General features: G+C 70.5%; 22 protein-coding genes. 16 read left to right on the forward strand and 6 right to left on the reverse strand.

Annotation, left to right across the window (positions count from 1 at the left end; genetic code table 11):
* Window positions 1-193 precede the first annotated feature (193 nt).
* Genes CRP49_RS15050 through CRP49_RS15060 form a run of 3 tightly spaced genes read left to right on the forward strand, consistent with a single transcriptional unit; the run spans window position 194 to window position 2,199 of the window.
* Window positions 194-769 (forward strand): FABP family protein, encoded by a 576-nt coding sequence (locus tag CRP49_RS15050; protein ID WP_097253816.1) that lies wholly within the window; start codon window positions 194-196, stop codon window positions 767-769.
* Window positions 770-785: 16 nt separating this feature from the next.
* The gene (locus tag CRP49_RS15055) at window positions 786-1,223 is read left to right on the forward strand and encodes a Fur family transcriptional regulator (RefSeq protein WP_097253817.1); all 438 of its coding nucleotides are present in this window, start codon (window positions 786-788) and stop codon (window positions 1,221-1,223) included.
* Between the two features lie 10 nt (window positions 1,224-1,233).
* Window positions 1,234-2,199, forward strand: a complete 966-nt coding sequence (locus tag CRP49_RS15060; RefSeq protein WP_097253818.1) for a folate-binding protein YgfZ — start codon at window positions 1,234-1,236, stop codon at window positions 2,197-2,199.
* A gap of 113 nt (window positions 2,200-2,312) precedes the next feature.
* On the opposite strand, the gene dtd is transcribed toward CRP49_RS15060, so the two are convergent.
* Window positions 2,313-2,738, reverse strand: a complete 426-nt coding sequence (dtd, locus tag CRP49_RS15070) for a D-aminoacyl-tRNA deacylase (protein ID WP_097257365.1) — start codon at window positions 2,736-2,738, stop codon at window positions 2,313-2,315.
* A 159-nt stretch (window positions 2,739-2,897) separates the two neighbouring features.
* Between dtd and CRP49_RS15075 the strand changes: the two genes are divergently transcribed.
* From CRP49_RS15075 to CRP49_RS15085, 3 genes are all read left to right on the forward strand, one after another.
* Entirely contained in the window at window positions 2,898-3,488 is a 591-nt protein-coding gene (locus CRP49_RS15075; RefSeq protein WP_097253820.1) for an aerial mycelium formation protein, read from the forward strand.
* Window positions 3,489-3,560: 72 nt separating this feature from the next.
* Window positions 3,561-4,799, forward strand: coding sequence for a GNAT family N-acetyltransferase (locus CRP49_RS15080; protein ID WP_097253821.1), 1,239 nt, complete (start codon window positions 3,561-3,563; stop codon window positions 4,797-4,799).
* A 303-nt stretch (window positions 4,800-5,102) separates the two neighbouring features.
* A complete protein-coding gene (locus tag CRP49_RS15085) occupies window positions 5,103-6,011 on the forward strand; it encodes a GntR family transcriptional regulator (protein WP_097253822.1) in 909 nt (302 codons plus the stop codon).
* Between the two features lie 12 nt (window positions 6,012-6,023).
* On the opposite strand, the gene CRP49_RS15090 is transcribed toward CRP49_RS15085, so the two are convergent.
* Window positions 6,024-6,212, reverse strand: coding sequence for a hypothetical protein (locus CRP49_RS15090; RefSeq protein ID WP_097253823.1), 189 nt, complete (start codon window positions 6,210-6,212; stop codon window positions 6,024-6,026).
* Between the two features lie 157 nt (window positions 6,213-6,369).
* On the opposite strand from CRP49_RS15090, the gene CRP49_RS15095 reads away from it, so the two are divergent.
* The 3 genes from CRP49_RS15095 (at window position 6,370) to CRP49_RS15105 (ending at window position 8,963) form a co-directional block, all read left to right on the forward strand.
* On the forward strand, window positions 6,370-7,221 hold the full coding sequence (locus tag CRP49_RS15095; RefSeq protein WP_097253824.1) for a winged helix-turn-helix domain-containing protein: 852 nt from the start codon (window positions 6,370-6,372) through the stop codon (window positions 7,219-7,221).
* Between the two features lie 32 nt (window positions 7,222-7,253).
* A complete protein-coding gene (locus CRP49_RS15100; protein WP_257033407.1) occupies window positions 7,254-7,994 on the forward strand; it encodes an HAD family hydrolase in 741 nt (246 codons plus the stop codon).
* An 84-nt stretch (window positions 7,995-8,078) separates the two neighbouring features.
* A complete protein-coding gene (locus CRP49_RS15105) occupies window positions 8,079-8,963 on the forward strand; it encodes a winged helix-turn-helix domain-containing protein (protein ID WP_097253825.1) in 885 nt (294 codons plus the stop codon).
* Here the strand turns inward: CRP49_RS15105 and CRP49_RS15110 are convergent.
* Together CRP49_RS15110 and CRP49_RS15115 are read right to left on the reverse strand one after the other, a co-directional pair.
* Window positions 8,960-9,946 (reverse strand): hypothetical protein, encoded by a 987-nt coding sequence (locus CRP49_RS15110; RefSeq protein WP_097253826.1) that lies wholly within the window; start codon window positions 9,944-9,946, stop codon window positions 8,960-8,962. The two genes, CRP49_RS15105 and CRP49_RS15110, sit on opposite strands and share 4 nt — an antisense overlap.
* Before the next feature lie 98 nt (window positions 9,947-10,044).
* Window positions 10,045-10,791: an HAD family hydrolase gene (locus CRP49_RS15115; RefSeq protein WP_097253827.1), complete on the reverse strand. Its 747-nt coding sequence runs from the start codon at window positions 10,789-10,791 to the stop codon at window positions 10,045-10,047.
* 241 nt (window positions 10,792-11,032) lie between these two features.
* Here CRP49_RS15115 and CRP49_RS15120 point away from each other — a divergent pair, with 241 nt between their 5' ends.
* The 4 genes from CRP49_RS15120 to CRP49_RS15135 all read left to right on the forward strand — a co-directional run bounded on the left by CRP49_RS15120 (window position 11,033) and on the right by CRP49_RS15135 (window position 17,173).
* On the forward strand, window positions 11,033-12,136 hold the full coding sequence (locus tag CRP49_RS15120) for an aminoglycoside phosphotransferase family protein (protein WP_097253828.1): 1,104 nt from the start codon (window positions 11,033-11,035) through the stop codon (window positions 12,134-12,136).
* Between the two features lie 78 nt (window positions 12,137-12,214).
* The gene (locus tag CRP49_RS15125; protein ID WP_097253829.1) at window positions 12,215-14,434 is read left to right on the forward strand and encodes an aminoglycoside phosphotransferase family protein; all 2,220 of its coding nucleotides are present in this window, start codon (window positions 12,215-12,217) and stop codon (window positions 14,432-14,434) included.
* Between the two features lie 23 nt (window positions 14,435-14,457).
* Window positions 14,458-15,084 carry a TetR family transcriptional regulator gene (locus CRP49_RS15130; protein ID WP_097253830.1) on the forward strand — a complete coding sequence of 209 codons (627 nt, stop codon included), beginning with the start codon at window positions 14,458-14,460 and terminating at the stop codon, window positions 15,082-15,084.
* Between the two features lie 40 nt (window positions 15,085-15,124).
* On the forward strand, window positions 15,125-17,173 hold the full coding sequence (locus CRP49_RS15135) for an AAA family ATPase (RefSeq protein ID WP_097253831.1): 2,049 nt from the start codon (window positions 15,125-15,127) through the stop codon (window positions 17,171-17,173).
* A 21-nt stretch (window positions 17,174-17,194) separates the two neighbouring features.
* Here CRP49_RS15135 and CRP49_RS15140 read toward each other — a convergent pair whose 3' ends face one another.
* Window positions 17,195-18,034: a nitroreductase family deazaflavin-dependent oxidoreductase gene (locus tag CRP49_RS15140; protein ID WP_097253832.1), complete on the reverse strand. Its 840-nt coding sequence runs from the start codon at window positions 18,032-18,034 to the stop codon at window positions 17,195-17,197.
* Window positions 18,035-18,192: 158 nt separating this feature from the next.
* On the opposite strand from CRP49_RS15140, the gene CRP49_RS15145 reads away from it, so the two are divergent.
* The 3 genes from CRP49_RS15145 to CRP49_RS15155 all read left to right on the forward strand — a co-directional run bounded on the left by CRP49_RS15145 (window position 18,193) and on the right by CRP49_RS15155 (window position 20,899).
* Entirely contained in the window at window positions 18,193-18,816 is a 624-nt protein-coding gene (locus CRP49_RS15145) for an RraA family protein (RefSeq protein WP_097253833.1), read from the forward strand.
* 11 nt (window positions 18,817-18,827) lie between these two features.
* Entirely contained in the window at window positions 18,828-19,313 is a 486-nt protein-coding gene (locus CRP49_RS15150) for an HAD domain-containing protein (protein ID WP_097253834.1), read from the forward strand.
* A gap of 173 nt (window positions 19,314-19,486) precedes the next feature.
* Window positions 19,487-20,899 carry an MFS transporter gene (locus CRP49_RS15155; protein WP_097253835.1) on the forward strand — a complete coding sequence of 471 codons (1,413 nt, stop codon included), beginning with the start codon at window positions 19,487-19,489 and terminating at the stop codon, window positions 20,897-20,899.
* Here the strand turns inward: CRP49_RS15155 and CRP49_RS15160 are convergent.
* Entirely contained in the window at window positions 20,823-21,719 is an 897-nt protein-coding gene (locus CRP49_RS15160) for an RNA polymerase sigma-70 factor (protein ID WP_097253836.1), read from the reverse strand. The two genes, CRP49_RS15155 and CRP49_RS15160, sit on opposite strands and share 77 nt — an antisense overlap.
* Window positions 21,720-21,775 lie beyond the last annotated feature (56 nt).

Raw genomic sequence — 21,775 nt, forward strand, 5'->3', positions numbered from 1 at the left:
AGCGCCGGGCCCCGGACGCGTAAGCTGGGGCCCGGCTCTGTCGTACGCCCACCCTCGCTCAAGGAGCATCCGTGGAGATCTTCTTCGAAACCCTGCTGGTCCTGGTCTGCGTCGGCGTCCTCGCCTTCGCCGGACTGACCGTGAAGAAGCTGTACCAGGGCCAGCGCTGACCCACACCTAGGAACTGCCGCTCATGATCGAGATCCCGTCCGACCTCCACAAGGACCTGGTCCCCCTCGCCTTCCTGCTCGGCAACTGGGCCGGCGCGGGCGTCCACGACTTCCCCGGCTCGGAGAAGTGCAACTTCGGGCAGGAGGTCAGCTTCACCCACGACGGCCGCGACTTCCTGGAGTACCAGTCCCACACCTGGGTGCTGGACAACGACGGCAACAAGGTCCGCCCGCTGGAGTCGGAGCACGGCTTCTGGCGGATCGACGCCGACCGCAAGGTCGAGGTGACGATGACCCGCGACGACGGCGTCATCGAGATCTGGTACGGCGAGATGGCCGCGAAGAAGCCGCAGATCGAGCTGGTCACGGACACGGTCGCGCGCACGGCCGCCTCCCAGCCCTACAGCGGTGGCCAGCGTCTGTACGGCTACGTCAAGAGCGACCTCATGTGGGTCGGCGAGAAGCAGACCCCCGAGGTCGAGCTGCGCCCCTACATGTCGGCCCACCTGAAGAAGGTCGTCACCCCGGAGGACGTGGAGCGCTGGGCCAAGGCCCTGCCCGACGACATGCCGGACGACGGCATCGCCTTCTTCAAGTAGTTCTAGACTCGTCGGTGTGGTGAGCACCGACTGGAAGAGCGACCTCAGGCAGCGCGGCTATCGGCTGACGCCGCAGCGGCAACTCGTGCTCGAAGCCGTGGACACCCTTGAGCACGCGACCCCCGACGACATCCTCGGTGAAGTGAGGAAGACCGCGTCGGGGGTCAACATTTCCACCGTGTACCGCACGCTGGAGCTGCTGGAGGAGCTGGGTCTGGTCAGCCACGCCCACCTCGGCCATGGCGCGCCCACCTATCACCTCGCCGACCGCCACCACCATCTGCACCTGGTGTGCCGCGACTGCGAGAACGTCATCGAGGCGGACGTGGACGTGGCGGCGGAGTTCACGGCCAAGCTGCGGCAGCAGTTCGGCTTCGACACCGACATGAAGCACTTCGCGATCTTCGGCCGCTGCCAGGACTGTTCGCTCAAGGGTTCAAGTACCAAGTCGTAGGCTTACCCGTATGAAGAGCCCTCTGCTGTCCCTGCCCGGCGCCGTCCCCGCCGAGGGTGTGGACGAAGGTGTCGCCGCCCACTACGGCGACCTGTTCCGCGAGCAGCGTGCCCTCGCCGACGGCACCGGATTCGTCGACCTCTCCCACCGCGGAGTGGTCACCGTCACCGGCGAGGACCGCCTCAGCTGGCTGCATCTGCTGCTCACCCAGCACGTCAGCGATCTGCCCGTGGGCGAGGCCACCGAGGCCCTGGTCCTCTCCGCGCACGGCCACATCGAGCACGCGCTGTACCTGGTGGACGACGGGACGACGGTCTGGGCCCATGTGGAGCCCGGGACCCAGGAGGCGCTGCTCGCCTACCTGGAATCGATGAAGTTCTTCTACCGGGTCGAGGTCGCCGACCGCACCGCCGACTTCGCGGTCGTCAACCTGCCGGCCGGCTCGATCGCCGAGGTCCCGGAGGGGGTCGTCGTACGCGAGACGGCGTACGGCCGTGACCTCTTCCTGCCCCGCGCCGACCTGGAGTCCTTCGCCGCCGAGTACGGCCCCGCGGCCGGTCTGCTCGCCCACGAGGCGCTGCGCGTCGAGCACCACCGACCCCGCGTCGGCTTCGAGACCGACCACCGCACGATCCCGCACGAGCTGGGCTGGATCGGCACCGCGGTCCACCTCCAGAAGGGCTGCTACCGCGGCCAGGAGACGGTGGCCCGGGTACAGAACCTGGGCAAGCCGCCGCGCCGCCTGGTCTTCCTGCACCTGGACGGCAGCGAGGTCCACCTGCCGGTCCACGGCACGGAGATCCGCCTCGCGGACGAGGGCCCCGACGGCCGCAAGATCGGCTTCGTGACGACATCGGTACGCCACCACGAACTGGGCCCGATCGCGTTGGCCCTGGTGAAGCGGAACGTGCCGCTCGATGCGCGCTTGGTGGCGGGGGAGACGGCTGCCGCTCAGGAAGTGGTCGTCGAGCCGTAGGTCTCGTCAAGCCGCGGGCAGTCGTGCCGCTGGGGCGGCACGGGTGGGCGCGGGCGGTGCCCCGCAAGCGCCGGGCCGCGCGACCCACCCCCGCTCAGCCCCAGCGCCGGGTGTCACATTTCGAGCAGCACCGTGAAAGGCCCGTCGTTCGTCAGAGACACTCGCATCTGCGCCCCGAACCGACCCGTCGCCACCGTCGCGCCCAGCGCGCGCAGCTGGGCGACCACCTCGTCCACCAGGGGCTCGGCGACATCGCCGGGGGCCGCCGCGTTCCAGGTGGGGCGGCGGCCCTTGCGCGCGTCGCCGTAGAGGGTGAACTGGCTGATGACGAGCAGCGGGGCGTCGATGTCCGAGCAGGACCTCTCGTCGTGCAGCATGCGGATCGACCAGAGCTTGCGGGCCAGTTGGGCCGCCTTCTCCTTGGTGTCCTCGTGGGTCACCCCGACCAGGACACACAGGCCCTCGCCCTCGATCGCGCCCACCGTCTCGCCGTCCACGACGACACTCGCGCCGTCCACTCTCTGCACCACCGCACGCATGCGGACCATCATGCCGGGTGCCCCGGCCGCGGACACAGGCGGTCCATTATTGATCCTTAAGCCCCCATCTGCGGCCGTTCGGGGGCACTCGGTCACATAGCGGCCACTTGGGGTGGCACGATGCTTCCACACGCCGGTCGAGGGGACGGTCACAAGCACATGAGCACACCGAGTACGGGGCGGCTGGAGACCCACCGGCCGCCCGCGCAGCGCGCCGAGGGCCCGTCCGGCGCGTCGCTGCCCGCGGAGCCGCCCGAGCACGACCTGGCCCGGCTGAGCCTGCCCGAACTGCGCGTGGTGCGCCGTGACGCCCAGCGCGACGAGGCGGACCTCAGCTATGTGCGGCGGCTGCTGCAGGGCCGGATCGACATCCTGCGCGCGGAACTGGCCCGGCGCGGCCGGGCGTCCGTGCCGGCGCCCGCGGACGCCTCCGTGGTGGAGCGGCTCCCGGAGATCCTCACCGACGCCCCGGCCAGACAGCGCTCCTCCGCCCGCCATGTCACGCTCGGCACCCCGCACAACGAGGAGTACCGGCGGCTGGCCGCGGAGATGCTCGGCGAGGTCGAGCTGTCGGACCTGGAGGCCCGTACCGACCTGGAGCTGACCACGGCCATGGGCCGCCTGGTCCGCTACGAGCAGGAGGTTTCCCGGCGCCGCCAGCACCTGCAGCGCACCGCCGACGACTGCAGCGGCGAGATCGCCCGCCGCTACCGGGAGGGCGAGGCGCAGGTGGACGACCTGCTGATGTGAGGGGTGCCGAGCGTGACATGGCGGGCTGAAATTGGGGCGACACGCCGTCCGGAGAGTGCCTACGGTGGCTCCATGACCGACGTACGCACCGTCTCCGAGGCCGACTTCGAGGGCTGGCTGCGCGCCCTGAACACCGGGTTCCTGCGAGAACCGGGGCCGAACGAGGACCAGATCGAGGCCCACCGGCGGCAGTGCGTGTCCTCCCGCGTGCTCGGTGCCTTCGACGGCGACCGCTGCGTGGCGACCTTCCGTTCCTTCGCCCAGGAAGTCACCGCGGTGGGTGGCGCGTTCGTCCCCGCGAACGCCATCTCCAACGTCACGGTCACCCCGACCCACCGCCGCCGCGGCCTGCTGACCCGCATGATGAGCCGGGACCTCGCGGCGGCGAAGGAGCGCGGTGACGTCCTCGCCACCCTGATCGCGGCGGAGTACCCGATCTACGGCCGCTACGGTTTCGGTCCGGCGACCTGGACGACCGAGTGGACCGTCGAGGTGCCCCGGGCGGGTCTCGATCCGCGCTGGTCCGGCCCCGAGGACGGCGGCCGGATCGACCTGGTGGACGGCGAGGACCTCCGCAAGCTCGGCCCGGAGCTGCACGAGCGGGTCCGCCGTGCCCAGCCCGGTGCGGTCAGCCGGGACGAGCTGTGGTGGCAGAAGATCACCGGCACCGTGCTCTTCGTCAAGGACTGGACCGAGCCGTTCTTCGCCGTGTACCGCTCCGCCTCCGGTGAGGTCGAGGGCCTGGTGTCGTACCGGTCGGACGACAACTGGCACGACAAGCAGCCGCACAACACCGCCGACGTCAGCTGGCTGATCGCCACGACCCCCGCGGCCGAGCGCGCCCTGTGGCGGTACCTGTGCTCGATCGACTGGATCACCAAGGTCAAGAGCGGCTGGCGTGGCCCGGACGACCTGCTGCCGTTCTTCCTGCCCGACCCGCGTGCCGCCAGGGTCACCGACCACGCGGACTGGCTCTGGGTGCGGATCCTGGACGTCGTAGGGGCCCTGGAGGCGCGGACGTACGAGGGCACGGGCTCGCTGGTGCTGGAGGTCGTGGACGGGGACGGGCTGGCCGGGGGCCGGTTCCGTCTGGAGGCCTCGCCGGAGGGCGCGTCCTGCGCTCCGGCGGGCGGTGCCGCCGCCGATCTCACGCTGCCGGTGGGCGAGTTGGCCACGGTCTGGCTCGGGGACGAGTCCCTGGTACGGCTCGCGGCCCTCGGCCGGGTCCGGGAAGAACGAGAGGGCGCCGCCCGGAAGGCCGACGCCCTGTTTCGCACGTCCGGGCGACCGTGGTGCCCGGACATCTTCTGAGGCTCCCCTCGTCCGGCCGACGCTGACTGTGCATCCGTAGCTAGCTGTTCAGTTGTGGCTGTGCGGTGACCGTGTTCAGTTGTGGCTGTGCCGGCTGTTCAGTTGTGACTGTGCGCTTCGGTGGCCGCCCCCTGCCCGGGCTCCCGGCTCCCCTCCGGAAGGGAGCCCGGTCGGCCAACCACTGGGGAAGCTCGACCATGTTGTTCAAGTTGGCGACCAACTTCACTGTGCTTATCTCCGCTTGGATGCGTCTCATAACCACCTTTCCGCGAACTGCCGGAAGATGGCGGGAAGTTGTAGTGTTTGTTCGTGGACCCGGAACACGCCTCCGCCAGTGAACGGAAGAGGCCACAGCGGTCACGCACGTCACATCGCGAGGTGGCCGACGAACTGCGCGCCCGGATACGTTCCGGTGCGCTGCGACCCGGCCAGCGCATGCCCACCCAGGCCAAGCTGGCCGACGAGTTCGGCGTGGAGCGCGGCGCCGTACGGGAGGCGCTGCGCATCCTGCAGTCGGAGCACCTGCTGACCGACGTGTCCAAGGGCAGCCCCGCCACCGTGGCCGCACCCGAGGGGCACGCCCGCCCCGCGGCCGGCCCCGCGGCGCCGCAGCCCACCATGGTGGGCCTCGCCCCGCGGATCGCGGCCGCCTTCGCCGCCCCGCACGTCGAGATCGACGCCCTCTGCCTGACCTCGGTCTCGCTCACGCTGGCCCTGGGCGTCGCGCTGCGCCAGATCCACGCCGGACAGCTGAAACCGGCCAAGATCGACGTCCGGGTCCTGCTGCCCAGCCGAAACATCGACCTCGCCTTCCCGGCGCCGGTGGACGCCTCCGACGGCGGCCTGCTGCACCGGCGCTGGCTGGCCCAGCGCAACGCCCAGGGCCAGGTGCTGCGGCACAACCTGAACGCGCTGCGCACCACGCACGGCATCGACGTGCGCGTCTCCTTCCGCGCGCTGCCGTTCACCCCGCCGGTCAAGCTGTATCTGCTCAACGGCGCTGAGGCGCTGTTCGCGTACTACACGCTCACCCGCCGCGAGCGGGAGATCGACCACGAGCACCTGGCGCTGTACGACGCCGAGGGCACGCGGTCGATGCTGTTCGCCTTCGAACAGGGCGCCGACCTGCGCGACACCACGTTCGTGGAGCAGTCCCATCTGTGGTTCAACGCACTGTGGGAGACGATCAGTTCGGAGCTGGTGCTGACGTAGCGGGGGCCCGGATCAGAGGGTGGGTCCCGTGAGGAGCACCGCGAGCAGCACGGCACCGGCGGAGCTGACCGCCGGGCTCTTGGCCTTGATGCCGACGGAGAGCAGCAGCAGGCCGACGATGCCGGCGGCGCCGTACTTCCACTGGACGACCTGCTCGAAGCCGACGACGAAGACGGCGCAGAGGAGTGCGAGGACGGGCATGGTGGTTCCCCCTTTCGGCCTGCCAACTTGACCAAGTTGGCAACCAACTCTGATTATGTTGTCCCCACTTGGTCGCTACTTACAAACAACTTCGGAACAACTCCCTTTAGATGGATGAGGGTTGTAGCGTTTGGTCGTGGCTCAGGAGAACGTGGCAGTGAACGGCAGCAGAAGGCTCACACCCCAGGAGATCGCCGACATCCTGCGGGAACGCATCCGAACCGGCGACCTGAAGGCGGGCGAGCGCCTGCCCACCCAGGCGGATCTGGCCGTGGAGTTCGGGGTGGAGCGCGGTGCCGTACGCCAGGCCCTGAGGGCACTCGCGGCCGACGGTCTGCTCAGCAACGTCAGCAAGGGAAGCCCCCCGCGCGTCGCCGGGCCCGCCCCCGCCCGCGACGAACCCCAGCCGACGATGGTGGGCCTCGCCCCCCGGCTGACCGAGGCGTTCTCCGCCCCGCACGTGCGCATCGACGCGGCCTGCCTGACCGCGCAGTCCCTCATCCCGGCCCTGGGTGAGCCACTCCGCCTGATCCACGAGGGCCGGCTGCGCCCCGACCGGATCGACGTCCGCATCCTGTTGCCGTCCCGGGACATCAACCTCGCCTTCCCGGTCTCGGTCGACGCCCGCCCCGACGACGACACCGTGCACCAGCGCTGGCTGGCGATGCGCAACGCCCAGGGCCAGGTCCTGCAGTACAACCTCCAGGCCCTGCGCTCCACCCACGACATCGACGTACACGTCACCTTCCGGGCCCTGCCGTTCACCCCGCCGGCCAAGCTGTACCTGCTCAACGGCGTGGAGGCGCTGTACGCGTACTACATGATCACGCGCCGCGAGGAGCCGACGGACAGTGGAACGCTGGAGATGTACGACACCGTCGGCTCCGAGTCCCTCCTGTTCTCCTTCGAGAAGCGGGCCGGGCGGCGCGACGCCGCGTTCGTGGAGGAGTCCCAGAAGTGGTTCGACGCCCTCTGGGAAACCATCACCACGGACCTGACACTCTCCTAGTGACTTCTGAGACGACGACGCAGACTGGACCGGTGGCGACCGAACCGGCGGACGAACAGACCGCGAACGAGATCGAGAAGCTGTCGGAACTGATCACCCGTGCCCGGGTCGTGCTCTGGGACTTCGACGGGCCGATCTGCCGCCTGTTCGCCGGGCACAAGGCGGAGCGGGTGGCGGCCGGGCTGGTGCAGTGGCTGGCCGGGCGCGGGCTGCACGGACTGCTCAGCGACACCGAGAGCGACACCGGGCACGACTCGCTGGACCCGCATGCGGTGCTGCGCGCCGTGGACCGCCGGCACCCCGGCAGCGACCTGGTCACGGAGCTGGAGGAACGTCTCACCCAGGAGGAGCTGCGGGCCGCGACCTCCGCGCTGCCCACCGCCTACGCCGACCCCCTGATACGCACCTGGACCGCCGTCGGCTCCCGCCTGGCCATCACCACCAACAACTCCCCCCGGGTGGTCCGCGCCTACCTCGACGGCCGCGGCCTCACCGGCTGCTTCGCCCCCCACATCTACGGCCGCACCCCGGACCTGCACCTCCTCAAGCCCGACCCGCACTGCCTCAACCGGGCCCTGAACGCGATGGGCGCCGCCCCCTCGGCCGCCGTGATGATCGGCGACTCCCCCTCGGACCTCGCCGCCGCACAACGCGCCGGCGTCCCGTTCCTCGGCTACGCGCGTAACGGCCAGAAGGCGAAGCTTCTGCGGGCGGCCGGAGCCGGTTGCGTGGTGGGGTCGCTGGAGCCGTTGCTGCAGGTGCTGCGCGGCTAGCGGCCGGCGGATCCGCGCCCCGGAAGGCCAGTTGGGTCAGGTTGTCGATTGCCGTGGTCACGCGAGAGGTATGTACGGCGTGTGATGGTCAATCGGAAGGACGAGGCCGGCGGCAGCGAGTTCCGCCGGGTCTCGGAGGAGCTGCGGGTGAGGATCGCCGACGGCGGCTATCCGCTGGACACGTTCCTGCCCTCGCAGAACGCGCTGGCGAAGCAGTTCGGGGTCTCCCGCGACACCGTGCAGCGGGTTCTGCGGGAGCTGCGCAGCGAGGGCTGGATCGAGTCGCGGCAGGGGCAGGGCTCGAGGGTCGTCAGGAACCAGCGCATCCAGTCGTCCACGCCCCGGGCCACCCGGTCCCGGCACCCGATGACGCTGGGCCCGCTGATCGGCGAGGCGTTCGAGCGCGGCGAAGTGACCCTCGACATCTTCACGCTGACCTCCGAGAGCCTGGACATCCACATGCACATGCAGGCGGAGCGCATCCGGGCCGGCCTCATCGAGCCCCGGCGCATCGCCCTGCGCATGGTGCTCCCGTCACCGTCCGCCATCGAGGCCCTGCCCTACCCGCGAGGCAAGGACTCTGGGGACGACGCCCGGCTGCTGAAGCGGCTGCGCGGTATCGCCGAGCGGCACACCGCCTCGCTCCACAAGGTCCTCGGGGAACTGCGCACCGAGAAGCTGGTCCCGTCGGTGGAGTACGAGTTCCGGCACGCCCCCCTGACCCCGTCGTGCAAGCTCTACGTCATCAACCGTGATGAGGTGCTGCACGGCCCCTACATACCGGTCGAACGGACGCTGATGCTCGACACCGGCGAGGAGATCGAGGCCGTGGACGTCCTGGGGCTCGGCGCGACGCTCACCCATCACGTCCGCGACGGCGACCCCGACTCCCCGGGGTCGACCTTCGTGGACAGCATGACGGCGTGGTTCGAGGCCGTGTGGCGCCTGCTCACGATCGAGGCAGGCTAAGAGGACGCGTCCTGGCGCCTCGGACGTGTCCACCGAGGATCGCTGATCACGGGACGCTCCGGCTTGATGTCGGCCAGCTTCTTCCACAGGTTCCGGTGGCACTCCATGTGGTGTTCTGCGATCTGCTTGGTCGAGCGAGACTTCGAACGCAGATCCCAGCCGATGTAGCGAGCCCTGCCGTAGAGCGGTGCGAAACCCGGGGTGTCGAGGATCTCGAACCGGTTTCCCCGCCATTCGATGCTGTCCGGCTCAATCCCGTACGGAGTGGTGAAGACCCTCTCCTGGTTCAGGATGTACACCTTTCGTTCCGGTATCTGTGGCGACTCCCGGATCTCGCAGGATATGGTCATGTGCGGGTTCTTTTCCTGCGCTTGGTTGAGCATGACCTTGAGTTTGGACCAATTCCGCTTCGTGAACTCCTCTCGCATACGTTCGCGGTTTGCCTGGGAGTCTTTGAAATAGTACTTCGTGGTGTCGGAGTCGCCGTTCCGTGGTGCGGGTACGAGGCCTCCCGGAAGCCCCATCGGAAGGTTCAGGTGGGCAATGATCAGGCACAATTTCAGCTCGACCGTGCGTACTTCACGGTCGGCCATCTTTCCCAGCGGTACGGCGAGCGCCTCGAGCAGCGTCTCCATGGTGAAACCGGAGAAGTCGACCCGTACACGGCGGGCTTCGAACGCCTCCCTGAACTCGTCATGCAGATTGTTCCGGTCGGCGAACACGTAGACGCCCGGGACCTCTTTCGACCCCGACTCGCTGATGGCGTCGAAGAGGATGAGGGCGATCAGTGCCGCGAAGGAACCGCCCAGGAGCTGCTGGCCCTTGAGCGCGTTGCCGAGCGGCTCGATGAGCTCGGCGGCGACTCCGAGTGCGGCGACCAGCGCGAGCAGCGACTTGACGATTCGGGGCTTCCAGTCGCTCAGCGTGTACCGAATGCGGTCGAGTCTGTTCGGGCCGTTGCCGCCCGGACTGAGAGAAGACACTCATACCCCCTGTGCGCGCCGCTGCTGCGATCTGGCGGCGAGGCCCCGTATTCCACTGGCAAGCATCATGCCCGGGACAACTCTGTAGCACTAGAAGGTCAGTTGGGACTCGACAAGCTCTCCACGGCTTCGATGAGGGGCTCGTGCGAGGACACGACCCAGTCCGCACCGAGGCCCAGCATCTCCGCCTCGCGTTCGGGGGACTGCGTGTAGCCCAGGAAGGGGGTGCTGGCCGCCTGGGCGGCCTTGAGATCCGTCACCTGGTCCCCGATGAGAAGGCAGGCCCCGGGCGGCATCCCCAGGTGATCCAGGGCGCGGTACACCGGGTCGGGGTCGGGCTTCATGTGCCGAAGTTCGAGCGGGTCGCGGCCCACGACGGCCTCGACCTTGGCCTGCCGTTGGACCCTCTCGCCCTTGAGGAATTCCCAGATGGGGCCGTCTGCGTTGTTGCTGACGATCACGAGAGGCAGCCCGTGGTCGGCGAGCACATCGATGAGGCGGGTCAGATGGGGAGCCGGAACCGCCGACTTGACGGCCTCGTACTCGTACCCGGTGACGATTTCCTCGGCCGCCACCAGCGCCCGCGGATCGCGCGACTCGGGGGCCGGCCGATCGAACATGTCCCTCAGGCGGCGCAGGATCCCGTGGGAGTCGTCGCATTCCTCGACATCGGGATCGAGAGTTCCCCAGAATGCCCGTACGGTCGCCTTGATCTTGCGCGCCACAGGAGCCGTCGATTCGTCGCGGAACAGGTCGGTGACCGGTCCGTCGAAGTCGAGCAGCACGGCACGTACGTCCTTCAGCAACCGCTGCAGAGCCGCAGGTTGATCGACTGCGCCGCCCATGGGCTCCTCCTGTCGTCTCGTCCCAGTCTGGACCACGTCGGGCGTGGCGGCCAGCACCGCAGCTCATGGCGCGCGCTACGGACGCAGGGGGATACGTCGCTGCGCACGTGTGCGTCCAGTCGTTGTCCAGCGGGACCGAGTTCGACGTGTCGTGGACGTCTGGCGCGATGCACGCCGGAACAGGAGTACCGTGCTCCCACTTCTGCACCCTTCGGAAGGGTCACGGTGAGAGAAACGGGCCATGTCACCCGAACCTGCTTCCCTTGCTCGACTGCACGCGGTCGAGGCGAGTGGTGACGAGAGCGCGGTCGAGGGGCCGCTCCACGGCTACCACCACGAGACCTATGTGTTTCCGCTGCCCGGCGACACGGCGGGCGAGCGGTCGGGGCGATGGAAATGCCGGGAGCCGCGGGCCGACCTGCTCTGGTTCGACCGTCGGTGTTTTGCTTCCGAAGAGCAACTGCTGAAGGCCCTCAGTGGCCGGATCCTCGGAATTCCGGACATCATCGAGGTGAGCGGACTCGGTCTGCAGCGTTTTATCGAAGGGTGTACGCTCGGTTGCTTTCATAAATCGGGGACTCCGGTTCCCGATATTTTTGTCCGCCAGATCATGGATCTGTTCCGACAGATGGTCGCGGTGCGGCCCGACGCCCTCTCCGCCGAACGGCGCTGTGAGCCCGACGACCGTCCCGAGGACGGTGACACCGACGCCTTTCTGGAGCGCCTCGTTCTTTTCACCGAGCAACGCGTCTACCAGGCGAACCTGGAGAGGTTCGCAGGACTCTTCGAGGACCTCTGGCTGAGTGAGGAGTCGTTCCGGCACCTACGGAAGAACGTCTTCGGACTCAAGGAGCGCCCCTTCTGCCTGCTGCATGCCGATCTGCACCGCGAGAACTTCATCGTCGATGCCGAAGACCGCCTGTGGACGATCGACTGGGAACTGGCGATGCTCGGCGACCCGCTCTATGACCTGGCGACCCATCTTCACCTGATGCGCTACCCGGCACGGCATGAGCGTGCCGTCGCCCAGCGCTGGCGCGAGACCGTCGAAGGGGTTCGTGCCGGCACTTCGAACGGCTGGGAGCAGGATCTGGGACGTCTGCTCGACTACAAGAAGGCCCAGTCTGTCTTCACCGACGTGATCCGGACGGCACTGGAGCTGGACGCCGGCTCGGAGGTGGGCTGGCGGCAGATCGCTCCCGCCGCGTTCAAGCTGCGCCGGGCCCTGGCCGACGCCGCACTGCCACTGGGGCTCGACCCAGTTCCGGGAACCCGCAGGATCGTGACGGCACTTCTGCGCTGGTGCCGTGAGTACGGGACCCCCCGTGGTGAGGTTTTGCCGTGATTCCGTTGGGGCCGCGCGACCCCGGTCGTATGGTGTTGGCACTTCGTCCGTTCTCCGCCTGAGCACCAGGAGCGGCCAGTGGGCGCACCGCCCGTCCCCCCTCTGCGGCCCGGGAGTGCCGAAGGAGTCCGGGCCGCTGCCGTGTACGAAGCGTTTCTGGAGCTTGCCTACGAGCAGGGGCAGGCGAGCAACGGCTTTCACAACCACAACTACGTGCTGCCGCTGACGGATCGGGTGGCGCAACTCGTGGGCCGTGAGCCCGGTACCCCGGTGATCGCGCGTGTCCGGCGGATGGACGCGCTGCGCGTGGTGATCCGGACCTGGGACGACGAGCCGAAGATCCTCCGCGCCCTCGGGAACGTGCTGACCAATGTGCCGGAGTGCCTGGCCGAGGGAGAAGGGTTCGCGCTCCACAGCTATGTGGACGGAGTACCGCTCTCGTCGCTCTGCCCCAACGGCAAGCCGGTCGACCGGGTGTTGGTGAAGGCGCTGGCGGGTCTGCTGGCCGACAACGCTCGGGTAGGTCTGGGCGAGTTGCTCCCCCTGCCGTCTGCCTGGCCCGTAAACCACACCGACAGCTGCGGCTTTCTTCAAACGCTGGCCCAGCTGGCGGAGGTTCGGATCCGGCAGCACAACTGGCCTTATTTCGGCGGTTTGTTCATGTGTCTCGGCGTCCCGGAGGACGCCCTGACCAAGTTCGCGGAGCGGGTGCCGGCCATGGCCCGGCGGCCGTACCACCTGCTCCACGCCGACCTGCACCGCGACAACGTGATCATGTCGTACGACGGTGACCCGCCCCTCATCTGCGTCGACTGGGAGCTGGCCACCTTCGGCGACCCCCTGCACGACCTCGCGACCCATCTGGTCCGGATGCAGTACCCGGCCCATCAGTGGGACGAGGTCGTCGAGGCCTGGGCGGGGGCCATGCTGGAGGTCCGGCCCGCCGCCGTGCGGGGGGTGGCCAGGGATCTGCGGCACTACGTGGCCTTCGAGCGGGCGCAGTCCGTCTACCCGGACGTCATGCGGGCGGCGAAGTCCCTGGAGGACTCCTACGACCAGCAGAGTCTGGACAAGGCGACGAACGCCGTACGGACAGCCCTGGAGGCCGCAGCGGAGCCGTTGCGGCTCTCCCGGGTGCCGGCGGTCGAGGAGATCGAGACGATCCTTCTGCGCTGGCGTACGGCCGCGCAGGCCCTCGGCGGCGGCTGGCGCGGGCGCGTTCGCCAGTCGTTCGAATGGAAGCCCGACCGACGTCTCCCGGAGCGCCCGGACTTTCCGCTCTCCGCGGTCTCCGAGGCGCTGACACTGGAGGCCACGGCCGCGTCCGGCCGGGTGTTCAGGGGTGTCGCGCATGTGAACACGGTTGTCCAGGTTCCGGACATCGGCTTCCCCGTCGTCGTCCGCCGCGGGCTGATGAACGTCGTGCGCCGTGAGCGCAGCTTCCTCAGCGAACACGCGGTGCTGCGTGCGATCGAGCGGTCGTGCGTGGCGGTGGCCGCGCCCCGGGTGCTGGCGCTGGGGGAGAGCCTGCCGAAGGGGCCCGACAGGCTGACGCGCCCCGGTGACCGTTTCGCCATCCAGACCTACGAGGCCCGTGACGCTCGGCAGCACCCGAGTCACCCGGTCAACGGACTGCTCCCGCACGAAGCGGACGGGCTCGTCGACCAACTGGCTGCGCTCACGGCGGTCGACTACCGCTTGATCGACCCGGTGACGGACTGGACGGGCTTCTACGACTGGCTGAGCGACCAACTCGTCGCCCTGGTCGCCCGCCTCCCCCAGGAGTCCCTGCAACTGGCCCGCTTCCTTGGTCTGCCCGACGCGCCCCGGCTGCGCGAGATCCTCGCCCGGCACCAGGTCGCCCACCGCGCCCCGGCCCTGCTGCACGGCGACCTCAACCCCTGGAACCTGGTGCGCCGCGACGACGGCCTGGCGCTGACCCTGATCGACTGGGAGATGGCTCTGGTCGGCGACCCGCTCTACGACCTGGTCCGGCACATGCACCTCACCCCGACCCGGCCGGAGATCAGGGACCGCCTGTTCCGCCGCTGGGAGCGCCGCCTGCCCTCGGAGTACACCTGGAACTGGCGTGAGGACTGGCAGGTGTACCGGTGGACCGAGATCGTCCGTTCCGCGTACGTCGATCTCGACCGGCTCGTCACCGGAGCGAGCCGGGAGGCGCCCAACGTGCGCCGCGCGCTGGACTCGTACGCGATGACGCTGGCGGCGGCCACCGCCTCCCTGGGCCTGGCGGTCCCCCGCCGGCCCAACCCATATCTCGCCCGCGCCCTCGCCTGACCGGCACTGCGTAGGCTCGCCCCATGGGTGAGATGGGCCTGCGCGAGCGCAAGAAGCGGCGGATGTACCAGGACGTGTCGGACACGGCCGTACGGCTGTTCCTGGAGCGTGGCTTCGACGCCGTGTCGGTCGCGGAGGTCGCCGCCGCGGCCGGGATCTCCAAGCCGACCCTCTTCCGGTACTTCCCGGCCAAGGAGGACCTGGTCCTGCACCGGATCGCGGACCACGAGACGGAGGCCGCACGGGTGGTCGCCCAGGCGGCCGACCCGCTGGACGCGCTGCGCCGGAACTTCCTGGACGGGCTGGAGCGGTGCGATCCGGTCACGGGCCTGAACGACCATCCCGCGGTGCTCGCCTTCCACCGGCTGCTGTACGGGACTCCCGCCCTGGTGGCGCGGGTGTACGGCTATCTGGAGCGGTCGGAGGCGGCGCTCGCCGAGGCGCTCGGGGGCGGCCTCGACGCCCGGCTCGCCGCGGGGCAGATCATCGCCGTCCAGCGGATCCTCGCGCTGGAGAACTGGCGGCGGATCGCGGCGGGGGAGGGCGTGGAGCAGGTGCGGCCGGACGCGGTGGAGGCGGCCGAGCGGGCCTTCGGACGGCTGGCGGCGGGGCTGCCCGGGCTGACCGGCCAGTCGGATGAGACTCGGTAATATATTTAACTCGGTTACGTTTTCTGGGTACGGTGGATCCATGACGTCACTCCACCCCGCCCCCGAGGACAACGAGGCCATCGAGGTCACCCTCCACCGCGAACGCGCCTACCACGACACCTGCCGCGCCGCCCTCGCCGCCATGGTCGACGGCGCCGCCGAACAGGTCGTCATCGGCGAGGACGTCTCCGCCTCCGGTGCCGACGCCGAGGTCCTCGGCCACCGGCTGCGCAGTCAGGCCAAGGCGCTGCGCGAACTGCCCCGGGGCCCGCTGTTCTTCGGCCGGCTGGACTTCGCCGACACCGACCCCGAGCACGGCGGGCAGCACTACCACGTGGGCCGGCTGCGGATCACCGAGGACCCGGCCGCCCCACCCCTCGTCGTCGACTGGCGGGCCCCGGTCTCCCGCGCCTTCTACCAGGCCGGCGCGCGCGAGCCGCAGGGCGTCGAGGTGCGGCGCCGGTTCGGCTGGGCGCCGGGCAGTCAGGGTGACTCCGCCGACCTCACCGGGCTGGAGGACGAGTACCTCGGCCGGGGCGAGGCCCAGGTCAGCGACATCGTCGCCCGGGAGATCGAGCGGCCCCGGATCGGCCCGATGCGGGACATCGCCGCCACGATCCAGCCCGAGCAGGACGACCTGGTGCGCGGCGACCTCACCGCCTCCGTGTGCGTCCAGGGCGCCCCGGGCACCGGCAAGACCGCCGTCGGCCTGCACCGCGCCGCCTACCTGCTCTACACCCACCCCCGGCGCATCCAGCGCTCCGGCCTGCTGATCCTCGGCCCCAACCGCACCTTCCTCTCCTACATCGCCGAGGTGCTGCCCTCCCTCGGTGAGAGCGGGGTCCGGCAGTCCACCCTCCTGGACGAGATCGCCCGGCACCCGGTCACCGGCACCGACCCCACCCCCACGGCCGCGGTCAAGCACGACGCCCGCATGGCCGAGGTGCTGCGCCGGGCGCTGTACGCGCGCGTGTCCACCACCGGCGTGACCGACCTCGCCGTACGGGACGGCTCCTACTGGCTGCGGGTCACCGCCGGGCAGCTGGCCGACATCGTCGACGAGGTGCGCGCGGAGGGGTCGCCGTACGGCATCGGGCGCGAGCGGGTCCGCGCCAGGGTGGTACGACGGCTGCAGGAGCAGGTGGAGCGGCGGTCGGGGCCGCCGCCGAACGCATGGCTGCGCCGGATCGAGCGGCTGCGGGCGCTCACCGCCCGGCTCGACGTGATGTGGCCGAAGGTCCGGCCCGAGGAGGTCCTGGCCGGACTGCTGACCGACGGCGAGGCGCTGGCGCGGGCCGCCGACGGGCTGCTGGACCCCGACGAGCAGGCCGCGCTGCGGTGGCCGCGTCCGCCGCGCTCGTGGAAGTCCGCCCGCTGGTCGGCCGCCGACCTCGTCCTCCTGGACGAGCTGTCGGGGCTGATCGAGCACCCCGAGGGGTACGGCCACCTCGTCGTGGACGAGGCGCAGGACCTCTCGCCGATGGAGTGCCGGGCCATCTCCCGCCGGGCCGTCTTCGGCTCGCTGACCGTCCTCGGTGACCTCGCCCAGGGCACCACCCCGTGGGCGGCCCGCGACTGGGACGTCCAGCTGCGCCACCTCGGCAAGGCGGACGCGGCCGTGGTGCCGCTGACCATCGGGTTCCGGGTGCCCGCCGCGGTGGTCGAGCTGTCCAACCGACTGCTGGACCGGCTGGACGTGGCCGTACCCGCCGCCCGGTCGCTGCGGACGGACGGCGAGCTGACCCTCCGGCCGACCGACGACGTGCCCGGCACGACCGTGACGGCCGTACGCGAGGCGCTCGCCCACGAGGGATCGGTCGGTGTCGTCGCGGCGGACGCGGACGTGGCCCGCCTGCGCGACGCGCTCACCGCGGCCGGCCTCGACCCGGCCGGACCGGACGCACTCGGCGCCCGGCTGACCCTGGTGCCCGCGAGCCTGGTCAAGGGCCTGGAATACGACCATGTCGTCGCCGTCGAACCGGCCGCCGTCGTCGAGGCGGAGGAGCGCGGCGCGCACCGGCTGTACGTGGTGCTCACGCGGGCGGTGTCCCGGCTGGACGTCGTACACGGGCGGCCGCTGCCGTTCTAGCGGCGGCCGCCCACGCGTGCCTCAGCCCAGTACGGGCACCAACTGCTCTTCCTCGTACGCCAGATGGGCCTCCAGCTCGGCCGTCAGCCGGTCCACCTCGGCGCGGGCCGCGGCCGGGTCGGGGTGGTCGCCGGAGACCGCGCGGCGCAGCTGCTCCACAAGGTCCGCGATACGCCCGTGCTCCCGCTCCAGCCGCTCCAGGGTGGGGGCGAGCTGCGGATGGCGGTCGGCGAGGAACGGAAACAGGACGGTGTCCTCGCCGGTGTGGTGGTTGCGGAGGCCCTGGCAGAGGGTGAGGCAGTTGACGCGGAGCTGGGCGCCGAGCGTGGAGCCGTTGCCCGCGGCCATCTCCTTGCGGATCAGGTCGAGTTCACGCCGGAACACGTCGTGGACGAGCCGGATCGCCTCGCCGGGGGAGTCCGCGGCGATGTTTCCCGGCCCGCCCTGCGCGATGTTGTGCAGCGCGACGACGGGGATCACCCGGCCGCCCGCCTTCTCCTGGTACGCCTGCCAGCCCGGGTCGGTCTCCACCGCCCGCGCGAAGGCCCGGTCGTGCTCCTCGCCGGTGAGTACCTCGGCGCGTGCCTGGTAGGTGAACACCCCGCTCTCGACGGTCGCTTCGGGATGGGCGAGCAGGTTGCGGTACCAGTCGGGGTGCCGGGGCGAGCCCCCGGCCGAGGCGATGACGAGAATCCGCTCGCCGCCGTCGGGGAGATAGCCCACGGGGGTGGTGTGCGGGGCGCCGCTGCGGGCGCCGGTGGTGGTGAGCAGGATGAGCCGGGCGCCTTCGAAGTAGCCGCTCATGCGGCCGTGGTGGGCGCGGAACTCATCGATGATCGTCTGATTGAACGGGTTGGGCACTCAAGTCTTCCTTCTCTGCGGCTGATGGCTGTTCTCGGTGCGCAGAGAAAGCGGCGGGCTCCTGGCCCGCGCGGACCTCACTCAGAGGCCGGGCACCCGACTCGCTCACGGCTCAAGGCCGACCCGGCAGTCATGGCCGTGACGCTACCGTCCTGTTCATGACTGACGCCACCGAGTTCCAGGACATCCCCACGACGACCCTCGCCGACCTGCTCGGCCGCGACCAGGTCATGGACATCGGCATACGGCCGCTGTGGACCCCGGTGCCGCGGATCGCCGGACCGGCGTTCACGGTGAGCTGCCCGCCCGGTGACAACCTGATGCTGCACGCGGCGATCCACCGCGCGGAGCCCGGCTCGGTGATCGTCGTGGAGTCGGGGGACCTGGACTGGGCGTTGGCCGGCGGGAACGTCTGCGCGGTGGCCCAGCGGCGCGGTGTCGTGGCCTTCGTCGCCGACGGCCTGATCCGCGACCTCGCCGAGGTCCGCGAGAGCGGCTTCCCGGTCTTCGCGCGGGGCGTGATCCCGATCCCGGGCGCCAAGAAGGCCGTACGACCGCTGAACGAGCCCGTGTGCTGCGGAGGGGTGCGGATCGAGGCCGGGGACGTGGTCGTGGCCGACGAGGAGGGCGTGGTCGCCGTACCGGCCGCCCGCCGGGCGGAGGTCCTCGCGGCCGCGCGGGCCAAGCTGGCCAAGGAGGCCGCCGAGAGCCTGGACGACTGGGAGAAGGCGCACCGCGCCCGCATCGACGGCATCCTCGCCGAGGGGGGCTTCGAGGGCTGATCCTGTCGGTGATGCTGCTCTTCCTCGACGTCGACGGTCCGCTCATCCCGTTCGGGGCGGCGGACCGCGCCTACCCGGTGTACGACAGCGTCCGCGCCCTGCCGCCGGACGCCGCCGGGCATCCGCTGCTGAACCGCGTCGACCCCGCGCTGGGCGGCCGGCTCGCGGCGCTGGGCTGCGAGCTGGTGTGGGCCACGACCTGGATGGACGACGCGAACACCTCTCTGGGGCCCTGGCTGGGCCTGCCCCCGCTGCCGGTCGTGGAGTGGCCCGACGAGGACGAACCACCGGGCCTGCTGCACTGGAAGACCCGCCCCCTGGTCGCCTGGGCGGCCGGCCGGCCCTTCGTCTGGATCGACGACGAACTCACCGAGGCCGACCGCTCCTGGGTCGCCGTCCACCATCCCGGGCCGGCCCTCCTGCACCGCGTCGACCACCGCTACGGCCTGACGGAGACCGACTTCGAGGCCCTGCGCGAGTGGCTCCACAGCACCTGAAAACGGGTGTCCCGCTCACCGAGGCCGCTGTTAGCGTGAGCCTGTGCCGGAAACAGACAGGGTGCGCCGTCGCTAGAGCGGCGGCGCACAACCCCAGTTCTCGCCGTCGCTCCTGACCCCTGGCCAGGAGCGCCTTCGTGGCGCTCGGATCTCCCTGTTCCGGAGCGCACCCCATGTTCACCCTGTCTGTTCGTCAGCGTCGGCGTGTCCTCGTCGCCGACCTCGTCTCCACGGCCGTGTTCCCCCTCGCCATCACCGGCGCGACAGCCGCTGTCCCCGATGTGTCGGCCCAACTGCCGGGCCCGGCCGCCCTGGGTCCGTGGATCGTCCTCGCCTACAACGGCCTCTTCGCCGCGGCCCTGCTGCTGGCGGGAGCGACGGCGGATCGCAGCACCCGCACCCGCTTCTTCGCCATCGGCAACATCGTCGTAGCGGCCACCGGCCTCTTCTCCGCCCTCGCTCCCAACCTGCCGTCCCTGGTGGCGCTGCGCGCGGTCGGCGGCATCGGGGCGGCGATGTGTGCCGCCGGTGGATCGTCGATGGTCCTCGCCGTGTACCCGCCAGAGGAACGGCGTCGGGTGTACGGCTACGCGGGCGCCGTGCTGGGCAGCAGTCTGGCGTTGGGCCCGGTCGTCGCCCAGGCCCTCATGGCCGTCGGAGGCTGGCCCCTCGTCTTCGTCGTGCCGGGTGCCGTCGCCGCCGTAGCGGCCCTGACCACGCTCGGGCTGCCGGGCCTGCGCAACCCCGAGCCGTCCGGGAGCTTCGACCGTGCCGGCGCCGTCCTCTTCGGGGTGACCGTCGCCGCCGCGGTGACCGCACTCGGGCTGGGCTTCGGGGCCGGCGTCCCGTGGTGGGGGCCGACCGGGCTGATGCTCGTCGCGGCGGCCTGCGCCACCGGACTCGTCCGCGTGGAGCGGCGCGCAGCCGATCCCGCGATCCCCGTGGACCTGCTGCGGATCCCCGCCTACCGCGCGTACGCCGTGGCGACGGGCGCCTTCATGGGGATGCTCGTGGTGGGACTGACCGCGCTCCCTCAACTCGGCTCCGTCCAGCACCTGGGGGCGGGCGAGGCCGCGGTCATGCTCAGCCTGCTGACCGTGCCCTCGACGGTCCTCCCGCTTCTTGCCGCACGGCTCGCCCGCCGACTGGCCAGGCCGCTGGTGACCACCGTCCTGTTCGCCTGCACCGGCACCGCGGCCGTCCTCCAGGTGACCGGCCGTCCCGCGGCTCTTCTCGTCGCGGCCGGGGTCATCGGCCTGTGCCTCGGGCTGACCGAGGGCGTCCCGGACGGGCAGGCACTCACGTACGTGCCCGCCCATCGCGGAGGCGCGGGCGCCGCGCTGTTCAGCACGACGCGGATGAGCCTGGAGACACTCACCCTGGCGGCCGCCACCGGGGTGACGGCGGCTCTCGGCCCCGCATCCGGACTGGCCGTCGCCGGAGCCGTGTGCCTCGCCGCCGCCCTGGTCGTCCACCAGGCCGTTCCCGCCCGCGCCGACGGCGCGTCGGTCAGCGCAGGGTCAGCGGGGTCTCGGACGCGACGCGGGTCAGCTTCTGCGGGTTCCGGACGTAGTAGAGGCCGGTGATGAGACCGTCCTCGAAGCGGAACGCCATGACGCCGTCGATCTCGCCGTCCAGGTGTACGAGGAGTGCCGGACTGCCGTTGACCACGGTGGGAGCGACGGCGATCGGGAGCTTGTTCTTGCCGAGCCCACCGAGCATGAAGCGGGCCACCTTGTCCGCGCCGACGATCGGCCGCACCGCGGCCTGCTTGATGCCGCCGCCATCGCCCACCAGGACGACCTCGGGGGCGAGCACGTCGAGGAAACCCTGCAGGTCCCCGGTGTCGAGTGCGCGCCGGAACGACTCCAGGGCCGCCCGGTTCCTGCTCGCGGAGACCACCTCGCGAGGGCGGCGGGCATCGACGTGCCGGCGGGCGCGGTGGGCGATCTGGCGGACGGCGGCGGGGCTCTTGTCGACGGCGGTCGCGATCTCGTCGTAGCCGACGTCGAAGACCTCGCGCAGCACGAAGACGGCGCGCTCCGTCGGCGACAGCGTCTCGAGGACGAGCATCATCGCCATCGACACGCTCTCGGCCAGCTCGACGTCCTCGGCCACGTCCGGCGCGGTGAGCAGCGGCTCGGGCAGCCACTGGCCGACGTACGCCTCCTTGCGGCGCTGCAGGGTGCGCAGCCGGTTGAGCGACTGCCGGGTCGTGATCCGGACCAGGTAGGCGCGCTGGTCGCTCACCTGCCCCAGGTCGACCTTGACCCACCGCAGCCAGGTCTCCTGGAGGACGTCCTCGGCGTCGGCCGCCGATCCGAGCATCTCGTACGCGACGGTGAAGAGCAGGTTGCGGTGGGCGGCGAACACCTCGGTCGCCGGGTCGCTGACGTGGTCGCTCATCTCTCGATCCCCCTCGTGCGCGGCCGGCCCTGGCTGCCGGCGGCCTTGACGTGCAT

It is taken from the genome of Streptomyces sp. Ag109_G2-15 (assembly GCF_900215565.1).
Classification (GTDB): Bacteria; Actinomycetota; Actinomycetes; order Streptomycetales; family Streptomycetaceae; genus Streptomyces; species Streptomyces diastatochromogenes.

Coding starts and splice junctions, on each gene's coding strand:
- CRP49_RS15050 (WP_097253816.1), top strand. CDS start 194: ATGATCGAGATCCCGTCCGACCTCCACAAGGACCTGGTCCCCCTCGCC.
- CRP49_RS15090 (WP_097253823.1), bottom strand. CDS start 6,212: ATGCCCGTCCTCGCACTCCTCTGCGCCGTCTTCGTCGTCGGCTTCGAG.
- CRP49_RS15150 (WP_097253834.1), top strand. CDS start 18,828: ATGCTGCTCTTCCTCGACGTCGACGGTCCGCTCATCCCGTTCGGGGCG.
- CRP49_RS15080 (WP_097253821.1), top strand. CDS start 3,561: ATGACCGACGTACGCACCGTCTCCGAGGCCGACTTCGAGGGCTGGCTG.
- CRP49_RS15120 (WP_097253828.1), top strand. CDS start 11,033: ATGTCACCCGAACCTGCTTCCCTTGCTCGACTGCACGCGGTCGAGGCG.
- CRP49_RS15105 (WP_097253825.1), top strand. CDS start 8,079: ATGGTCAATCGGAAGGACGAGGCCGGCGGCAGCGAGTTCCGCCGGGTC.
- CRP49_RS15115 (WP_097253827.1), bottom strand. CDS start 10,791: ATGGGCGGCGCAGTCGATCAACCTGCGGCTCTGCAGCGGTTGCTGAAG.
- CRP49_RS15135 (WP_097253831.1), top strand. CDS start 15,125: ATGACGTCACTCCACCCCGCCCCCGAGGACAACGAGGCCATCGAGGTC.
- CRP49_RS15060 (WP_097253818.1), top strand. CDS start 1,234: ATGAAGAGCCCTCTGCTGTCCCTGCCCGGCGCCGTCCCCGCCGAGGGT.
- CRP49_RS15075 (WP_097253820.1), top strand. CDS start 2,898: ATGAGCACACCGAGTACGGGGCGGCTGGAGACCCACCGGCCGCCCGCG.
- CRP49_RS15145 (WP_097253833.1), top strand. CDS start 18,193: ATGACTGACGCCACCGAGTTCCAGGACATCCCCACGACGACCCTCGCC.
- CRP49_RS15155 (WP_097253835.1), top strand. CDS start 19,487: ATGTTCACCCTGTCTGTTCGTCAGCGTCGGCGTGTCCTCGTCGCCGAC.
- CRP49_RS15130 (WP_097253830.1), top strand. CDS start 14,458: ATGGGTGAGATGGGCCTGCGCGAGCGCAAGAAGCGGCGGATGTACCAG.
- dtd (WP_097257365.1), bottom strand. CDS start 2,738: ATGCGTGCGGTGGTGCAGAGAGTGGACGGCGCGAGTGTCGTCGTGGAC.
- CRP49_RS15160 (WP_097253836.1), bottom strand. CDS start 21,719: ATGAGCGACCACGTCAGCGACCCGGCGACCGAGGTGTTCGCCGCCCAC.